The organism is Streptomyces sp. NPDC059002, from assembly GCF_042740435.1.
GTDB lineage: Bacteria > Actinomycetota > Actinomycetes > Streptomycetales > Streptomycetaceae > Streptomyces.
Genome location: NZ_JBHYJI010000076.1, coordinates 1 through 7,426, shown reverse-complemented (window position 1 = coordinate 7,426; position 7,426 = coordinate 1). Strand labels below are relative to the sequence as shown.

The following is a 7,426-nucleotide window of genomic DNA, read 5'->3' as shown; positions in this document are numbered from 1 at the left end:
ACCCCCACCGTCACCGGGGCGACCGAATCCACCCCCAACCCAACCCCGGGGGGCCGGCCCCCCCGGGGGGGCGCCCATAACACCACGGCGATCTGCTCGCCGACGTCGAGGTCTCGGGCCCCGGCTTCCTGAACGTGACGGTCACCGACAAGGCGATCACCGAGACCCTCGCGGCCCGCGCCGCCGACGGCGACCGGCTCGGCGTCCCGCTGAACCCGGACGCGGGCACGACGGTCATCGACTACGCCCAGCCGAACGTGGCGAAGGAGATGCACGTAGGCCACCTGCGCTCCGCCGTGATCGGTGACGCGCTGCGCCACATGCTCGACTTCACCGGCGAGAAGACGATCGGCCGCCACCACATCGGCGACTGGGGCACCCAGTTCGGCATGCTCATCCAGTACCTGATCGAGAACCCCGACCAGCTGGCCCCCGCGGCCGACGTGGACGGCGAGCAGGCGATGAGCAACCTGAACCGGGTGTACAAGGCCTCGCGCGCGGTCTTCGACGCGGACGAGGACTTCAAGGAGCGGGCCCGCAAGCGGGTCGTCGCCCTGCAGTCCGGCGACAAGGAGACCCTGGAGCTGTGGCAGCGGTTCGTGGACGAGTCGAAGGTCTACTTCTACTCGGTCTTCGAGAAGCTCGACATGGAGGTCAGGGACGAGGAGATCGTCGGCGAGTCCGCGTACAACGACATGATGCCGGAGACGGCCCGCCTCCTGGAGGAGTCGGGCGTGGCCGTCCGCTCCGAGGGCGCGCTCGTCGTCTTCTTCGACGAGATCCGCGGCAAGGACGACCAGCCGGTCCCGCTGATCGTGCAGAAGGCCGACGGCGGCTTCGGTTACGCGGCGTCCGACCTCTCCGCGATCCGCGACCGCGTCCTGGACCTGAACGCGACGACGCTCCTGTACGTCGTGGACGTGCGCCAGTCCCTGCACTTCAAGATGGTCTTTGAGGCGGCCCGCCGGATGGGCTGGCTGAACGACGACGTCACCGCGCACAACATGGGCTACGGCACGGTGCTCGGCGCGGACGGCAAGCCCTTCAAGACGCGTGCGGGCGAGACCGTGCGCCTGGAGGACCTCCTCGACGAGGCGGTCGAGCGGGCGACGGCGGTCGTGCGCGAGAAGGCCGAGAAGGTCGGCCTGTCCGAGGAGGAGATCGTCGAGAACGGCCGGTACGTGGGCATCGGCGCCGTGAAGTACGCGGACCTGTCGACGTCGGCGAACCGCGACTACAAGTTCGACCTCGACCAGATGGTGTCGCTCAACGGCGACACGTCGGTCTACCTCCAGTACGCGTACGCCCGCATCAAGTCGATCCTGCGCAAGGCCGAAGGCGTCGCCCCCGTCGCCCACCCCGAGGTCGAACTGGCCGCCGCGGAGCGGGCGTTGGGCCTCCACCTGGACGCCTTCGGTGAGCTCGTCGCGGACGCCACGGCCGAGTACGCCCCGCACAAGCTGGCCGCGTACCTGTACCAACTGGCGTCCCTCTACACGACGTTCTACGACCAGTGCCCGGTCCTCAAGGCGGACACCCCGGCCCAGGTCGAGAACCGCCTGTTCCTGTGCGACCTCACGGCCCGCACGCTGCACAAGGGCATGTCCCTCCTGGGCATCAGGACGCCCGAGCGCCTCTGACGGCGTTACTCCCGCAGTCCCGCTCCCAACCTCCGCAGGCCCTCGGCGATCTCGTCGGGGGCCTGCGTCACGAAGCACATCCGCAACGTGGCACGATCCGGCTCCCCCGCGAAGAACGGCGCCCCCGGCACGTACGCCACGTCGTGCGCGATGACGGTCCGCAGCAGGGACGTCGTGTCGTACCCCTCGGGCAGCCTCGCCCAGACGAACATGCCTCCCTCGGGCCGAACCCAACCGGACCCGTCGGGCAGCGCCTCCCCGAGTCCCGCGAGCATCGCGTCCCGCCGCTCCCGGTAGACACCGGCGACGCGCGCGACATGCGCGTCCAGGTCGCGGTCCGCCAAGTACCGTGCGGCGGCGAGCTGGTTGACGGTGGGCGTGTGCAGATCCGCCGCCTGCTTGGCGACGGCACACGCCCGCACCAGCGCGGCGGGCCCCCGCAGCCAGCCGAGCCTGAGGCCCGGCGCCATCACCTTGGAGAAGCTGCCGAGCAGCACCGTGCGGTCCTCGGCCCCCGGGTGCGTCGCGATCCACGGCACCCGCTCGCCCTCGAACCGCAGCTCCCCGTACGGGTCGTCCTCGACGATCCACAGCCCGCGCCGCGCCGCCACCTCGGCGACGGCCGCCCGTCGCCCGCCGGGCAGCGTGCGGCCCGTCGGGTTCTGGAAGGTGGGGACGGTGTAGAGCAGCTTCGGCCGGTGCTCGGCGACGAGCGCGTCGAGCGCGGCCGGGTCGAGTCCCTCGTCGTCGCACGGCACGGGCACCAGGCGGGCGCCCGCGAAGGCGAACGCCTGAAGTGCCGCCAGATAACAGGGACTTTCGACCAGGACGGTGTCCCCGGGTTCGACGAGCACCGTCGCGAGCAGCGAGAGCGCCTGCTGGGAGCCGGTGGTGACGAGCAGGTCGGCCGCGTCGGTGGGCAGCCCGCGCGCCGTCGTCCTCGCGGCGATCGCGGCACGGAGCGCGGGCTCGCCCTCCGTCGTGGAGTACTGCAGCGCCGTCCCCGGCGTCGACGTCAGGACCGCCTGGAACGCGGCGGCGACGCCCGCCGCGTCGAACAGCTCGGGCGCGGGAAGCCCGCCCGCGAAGTTGATGACCTCGGGCCGCGCGGTGACCGCGAGGATGTCCCGCACGGGCGAACCCCCGACGGCGGCGGCACGGGCCGCGAACTCGGGCACGGGGGCCGGGACTTGGCTTTGGCCTTCGTGCTTGTCTGCGGGGACGACGGCATCGGTGACGGTGGCGGTCATGTGCGGCTCCTTTGCTTTCCGGCAGCGTAAGGAGATGCGTGCCGTGGACAAGCACCATTCCGGGATACGGACGCTCGCGGACGCCCCCGGCCGCTACGCCGGCGGGTCGGGCACGTTGTCGTCGTCGCGATTCGTCCGCGTCCACTTCTTGCTGTTGAGCGAGAACGCGTAGACGGGACGGTCCTGGTCACCGCTCGTCGCGAACGGCTTGCCCTCGTCGTCGATGCGTATGGTGCCGCGGCGGCCGCCGCTCGACCACGTCAGCTCCAAGTACCAGCGCACAAAACGGGTGTTGACGGAGGCGTTGACGTAGAACGCCTCCGGGTCGTTCGCGCTCACCTTGTACGGGAAGCCCTCGTCCCCCTCCTCCGGGGTGAGCCGGGGCGCCGCCGCGTCCAGGTCGGTGGCGAAGGAGTGCTTGGGCACTCCGCTTCCGCAGCCGACGCCGAGGTACGCCGTCTTGTAGTTGGTCCACTTGAGGGGTTCGCCGGTACCGGCGACGCGGACGTTCAGCGACTCCAGGACGACGGCTTCCTTGCCCTTGCCCTGCACGGTGAACCGTACGGCCTGGTCCCTGGCGGCGACGGCGTCGTTCGCGGACGCCCAGGCGGGGGCGTCCTGTTCCCCGGGCGGCGGGGAGAGCTCGCCGGGCTCCTTGTCGACGAGGTAGGGGCCGCCGCAGCCGCCCGACCAGTAATGGGGCTGGGTGGAGATGGACACCGGGACACCGGCCTTGCCGCCATCGGCGGCGCCACCGCCCTTGCCGCCGTCCCCGGTGCCGGGGGCCCCGCCGGTCTTGTCCTTGCCCGCCTTCTCCTCGCTGCCCGGCCCCGCCGAGCGCGTCGCCCCCTTGCCCGGCTTGCCCTTCTCGGACGGCTTCCCGGACGGCGAGGCGGACCCGGTGGCGGCGGGGCTCCCTCCCCACTCCCCGTCCTGCGCGGACGGGGAGTTGACGGACGCGCGCTCACGCTTGCCGCCGTCGGAGGCGGCGTGCACGGCGACGGCGGTGGCGCCGAGCGCCATGACGACACCGGCGGCGACGAGCACCCGCGCCCTGGTCAGCCGCCTCCCCGCCGCTCGGTCCGCCCCTGCGGGGGCCGGTCCGATAACGATGTCGGGCGCCTCGTCACCGGGCTCCGCGGCGTCGGGGTCGCCGGAGCGGGGGTGCGTGGGGGGTGGGGTTCCGGAGGGTGATGCCGGGGGTGCCGGTCGTGTGGTGGCCGGTTCCTTGGCGGCCGGTTCTTTGGTGGCCGGTTCTTTGGTGGCCGGTTCTTTGGTGGCCGGGGCGTCGGAGGCGGGGGTGCCGGACGCGGGGGCGCCGGGGGCGCCGGGGGCCGAACCGTCGCCGAGCGAGCCGACCGAACCCGCACCGCCAGATCCAGCCGCCCCCTCGCCCCCGCCCCCCGCACGGGACTCCGCGCCGGACGCGGACTCCCCCTCCTTGCGGTCCCCTCTGTACGCGTCCGCCAGGATCCACCGCCGGTGGACCTCGACCATCTCGTCCCGCGAGGCCCCGCACACCCGGGCGAGCCGCTCCAGCGGAGCGAACTCCGTGGGTACGGCGGCGCCCTTCACATACCGGTGCAGCGTCGACGTCGACATGTGCAACCGCTTGGCCAGCGCTCCGTAACTGAGCCCCGACCTCTCCTTCAGCTCCCGCAGCAGCTCCGCGAGATCACCCGCCCCCACGCTCTCTCCCATCCCATTCACCCGTTCCAAGGAACGGAGTTTTCGCAGTTCACAGCCGTACGAACGTCCCAGCGTCGCCAACCCCCCGTGCCACGCCGGCCGCTGGGACGGAACCTCGCACAAGCTGTGGGTCATACAAGCACGCCGTAACCGGGGCCTTCCCGGCGCGGCTCACGTCTGCCACGTCACACCGAAAGAGACCAGCCATGCGACTCACCACCAGAGCCACCGCCACCGCCGCGGCCATCGCCGCCACCCTCTCGCTGACCGCGCTCGGCACCGCGTCCGCCGCGGCCCCCGCCGCCAAGCCGGCACCGGTCACCTGCACCGCGGCGACCACCAAGGTCACCGTCGAGGAGGTCGACCGGCCCCTCAACCACCTGCTCCTGAAGGCCAGGAACACGGGCACGAAGACCTGTTACGCGTACGGCGCCCCGTTCCTCCGGTTCGACCAGGCGCAGTCCGCCACCCCGTGGCTGGGGGCCAGCAAGCCGCAGGCGGTCGTGACGCTGGAGCCCGGCCAGACGGCGTACGCGGCCATCGGCACGTCTTCGCCGGAGGGTTCGGAGGGCTACCGGGCCCACGCGTTGGGCGTCCTCTTCGCCAACCGCGCGATGAACGGCAGCGTGGGCGACCCGGCGGCGGCGAAGCTTCCGCGGGGCGGGGTGTACGTGGACAGCTCGGCGTTCGTCACGTACTGGCAGACGTCGGCGGCGGACGCGCTCATCTGGTGACGGAGTCGCAACGGAGGTATAGCTGGAGCCCACATCCAGCTGGGACGCCGGGAAGGCGGCCGTTGGTTGCAGGTGGGACCAATCGGCACTGACGGTGCTGGGAGCGCGAAAAGGAAAACGCCCCCGGCCTCGTGCGGGGGCACACCGAGGCCGGGGGCAGCTTGAGGGATCAGCGGCGGGTCAACTTGAGTGAGGTCAGCGGCGGGTCAACTCGCCCCGCCCTGACCGGCGCTGCCGATCGGGCCGACCTTCACCGGGGAACCGGATCCGTCCGTGACGGGCAGCGTGGCGGCGCCCGGCCATTCCAGGGAGAACGGCTTCGTCTCGCCCGGCGGGGTCACCACGAGCGCGGTGACGCGGACCCCGGAGCCGCCCGAGTCGTTGTTCGGGTAAGTGACGCCGAACGACACCGACTTGCCGACCTTGAGGACCATCGGGCTCGCCCCCTGACCGGTGCGCGTGGCGGACAGACTGCCCTCGCTGGTCTTCAGGTCGACGCCCGCGAATCCGGACAACGTGCAGTCCTTGCCGCCGCCGTTCTTGAAGGTGACCGCAACGGTGCCTTCGCCGTCGCCGTCGATGGTGCTGTCCTGCGCGCTGATGTCCAGATCGTCCGTACGGCACTTGTCGGCCTTGGCGTTCCCCGCCGAGCCGGAGCCGGAGCCCGAACCCGAGCCGGAGCCGGAGTCGGAGCCCGAGTCCGAACCCGAACTCCCGCCCGCCGACGCGTCGACCGCCGCCGACGACGTGGACTCCCTCACCCCCGTCCCGTCGTCGCCGTTGCACGCGGTGAGCGTGAGCGCGGAGACGAGGGAGAGGCCGGCGATCACCGAACGGGTTGTGGTGCGCGTGAACTTCATGGGAGCCCCCGGAGCGTGGAAAGACCGTCTTCGAACGGCGTGCCGCTGCGGCACGGCCAAGAGCGAATCAGCCTCGTCCGCCTCTCCACAAGAAATCCCGGCCGATCTGGCACGCCGGAACGATTTCACCCCTCTGACCTGCGCAAACACCGCCCCCCTGGAACACCCGCCTGGGACACCGGAACCCCCGCCTTCCCGGCGCCCCCACTGACCTTTTCGTAAGTACCCACAAAAAAGTCGGTACTTGCCAGGCTCTTCGGCCCCGGAAAGGATCGAAGACGTCCCCACTCGACGCCTCCGATCGGAGTTCCACAGCCATGCCCGCTCAGCCCGCCCAGTCCCCCGTTTCCGTCCTCGGCCTCGGCCTCATGGGCACCGCGCTCGCCGCCGCGCTGCTCAAGGCGGGCCACCCCACCACCGTGTGGAACCGCACCGCCGCCAAGACGGGTCCCCTCGCGGCCCAGGGCGCGACCCCTGCGGACACCGCGAAGGACGCCATCGAGGCCTCCCCTCTCGTCATCGTCTGCCTCACGACCAACACCGACGTGCGCGCCCTCCTGGAGCCCGAGGCCGACGCCCTCGCCGGCCGCACCGTCGTGAACCTCACGAACGGAACCCCGTCCCAGGCAAGGGAGTTGGACTCCTGGGCGGCCGCGCACGGCATCACGTACCTCGACGGCGGCATCATGGCCGTACCGCAGATGATCGCGACGCCCGGCGCGTACATCCTCTACAGCGGCACCGACGAGGCGGCCTTCGCGGCACACCGCGACACCCTGTCCGCGCTCGCCGACACCAAGTGGGTCGGCAAGGACCCCGGCCTCGCCGCCCTGTACGACCTGTCGCTGCTCACCGGCATGTACGGCATGGTGATGGGCGTCGCCCAGGCGTTCGCGCTGATCGGCAGCGAGGGCGTTCCGGCCCGCGAGTTCGCGCCGCTGCTCAGCGAATGGATCGTCGCGATGACGCACGGCCTCGTGCCGTCGGGCGCAGCGGCACTGGACAGCGGCCAGCACCTCACCGACGTGTCGAACCTCGCCATGAACCGGACGGCGTTCCCCAACTTCACCAGCACGTTCACCGAACAGGGCCTGCGCTCCGACCTGTTCGCCCCCTTCCAGGACCTCCTGGACCGCGCCGTCGAGCAGGGCCACGGCGCCGACGGCCTGTCGCGCCTCGCCACGCTGCTCAAGAAGGGCTAGGGGGTGTCTTTCCGATCATCGGATCGTTGGGTTCGGTGTGAGGGATGCAGC

The 7,426-nt window shown here is 71.4% G+C and carries 5 protein-coding genes and 1 pseudogene; 3 read left to right on the top strand and 3 right to left on the bottom strand.

Annotated features, from left to right (window positions below; translation table 11 throughout):
• Nucleotides 1-92 precede the first annotated feature (92 nt).
• A pseudogene (argS, locus tag ACFWZ2_RS38865) lies at nt 93-1,640 on the top strand (arginine--tRNA ligase); the annotation flags it as partial.
• Between the two features lie 5 nt (nt 1,641-1,645).
• Here argS and ACFWZ2_RS38860 read toward each other — a convergent pair.
• Both ACFWZ2_RS38860 and ACFWZ2_RS38855 read right to left on the bottom strand, forming a co-directional pair.
• On the bottom strand, nt 1,646-2,890 hold the full coding sequence (locus ACFWZ2_RS38860) for a PLP-dependent aminotransferase family protein (protein WP_384554075.1): 1,245 nt from the start codon (nt 2,888-2,890) through the stop codon (nt 1,646-1,648).
• A 93-nt stretch (nt 2,891-2,983) separates the two neighbouring features.
• Nucleotides 2,984-4,591, bottom strand: coding sequence for a helix-turn-helix domain-containing protein (locus ACFWZ2_RS38855; RefSeq protein WP_384554073.1), 1,608 nt, complete (start codon nt 4,589-4,591; stop codon nt 2,984-2,986).
• Nucleotides 4,592-4,785: 194 nt separating this feature from the next.
• On the opposite strand from ACFWZ2_RS38855, the gene ACFWZ2_RS38850 reads away from it, so the two are divergent.
• A complete protein-coding gene (locus ACFWZ2_RS38850; RefSeq protein ID WP_384554072.1) occupies nt 4,786-5,313 on the top strand; it encodes a DUF4232 domain-containing protein in 528 nt (175 codons plus the stop codon).
• A 206-nt stretch (nt 5,314-5,519) separates the two neighbouring features.
• Here the strand turns inward: ACFWZ2_RS38850 and ACFWZ2_RS38845 are convergent, their stop codons facing one another.
• Complete coding sequence (locus ACFWZ2_RS38845; RefSeq protein WP_384554070.1) at nt 5,520-6,173, bottom strand: DUF4232 domain-containing protein; 654 nt, start codon at nt 6,171-6,173, stop codon at nt 5,520-5,522.
• Between the two features lie 317 nt (nt 6,174-6,490).
• Between ACFWZ2_RS38845 and ACFWZ2_RS38840 the strand changes: the two genes are divergently transcribed.
• Nucleotides 6,491-7,375 (top strand): NAD(P)-dependent oxidoreductase, encoded by an 885-nt coding sequence (locus tag ACFWZ2_RS38840; RefSeq protein ID WP_384554068.1) that lies wholly within the window; start codon nt 6,491-6,493, stop codon nt 7,373-7,375.
• Nucleotides 7,376-7,426: the final 51 nt, after the last annotated feature.

Bases quoted from the DNA above. Each gene is read 5' to 3' on its own strand.
- ACFWZ2_RS38860 (WP_384554075.1), bottom strand. From the start codon at position 2,890: ATGACCGCCACCGTCACCGATGCCGTCGTCCCCGCAGACAAGCACGAA.
- ACFWZ2_RS38855 (WP_384554073.1), bottom strand. From the start codon at position 4,591: ATGGGAGAGAGCGTGGGGGCGGGTGATCTCGCGGAGCTGCTGCGGGAG.
- ACFWZ2_RS38850 (WP_384554072.1), top strand. From the start codon at position 4,786: ATGCGACTCACCACCAGAGCCACCGCCACCGCCGCGGCCATCGCCGCC.
- ACFWZ2_RS38845 (WP_384554070.1), bottom strand. From the start codon at position 6,173: ATGAAGTTCACGCGCACCACAACCCGTTCGGTGATCGCCGGCCTCTCC.
- ACFWZ2_RS38840 (WP_384554068.1), top strand. From the start codon at position 6,491: ATGCCCGCTCAGCCCGCCCAGTCCCCCGTTTCCGTCCTCGGCCTCGGC.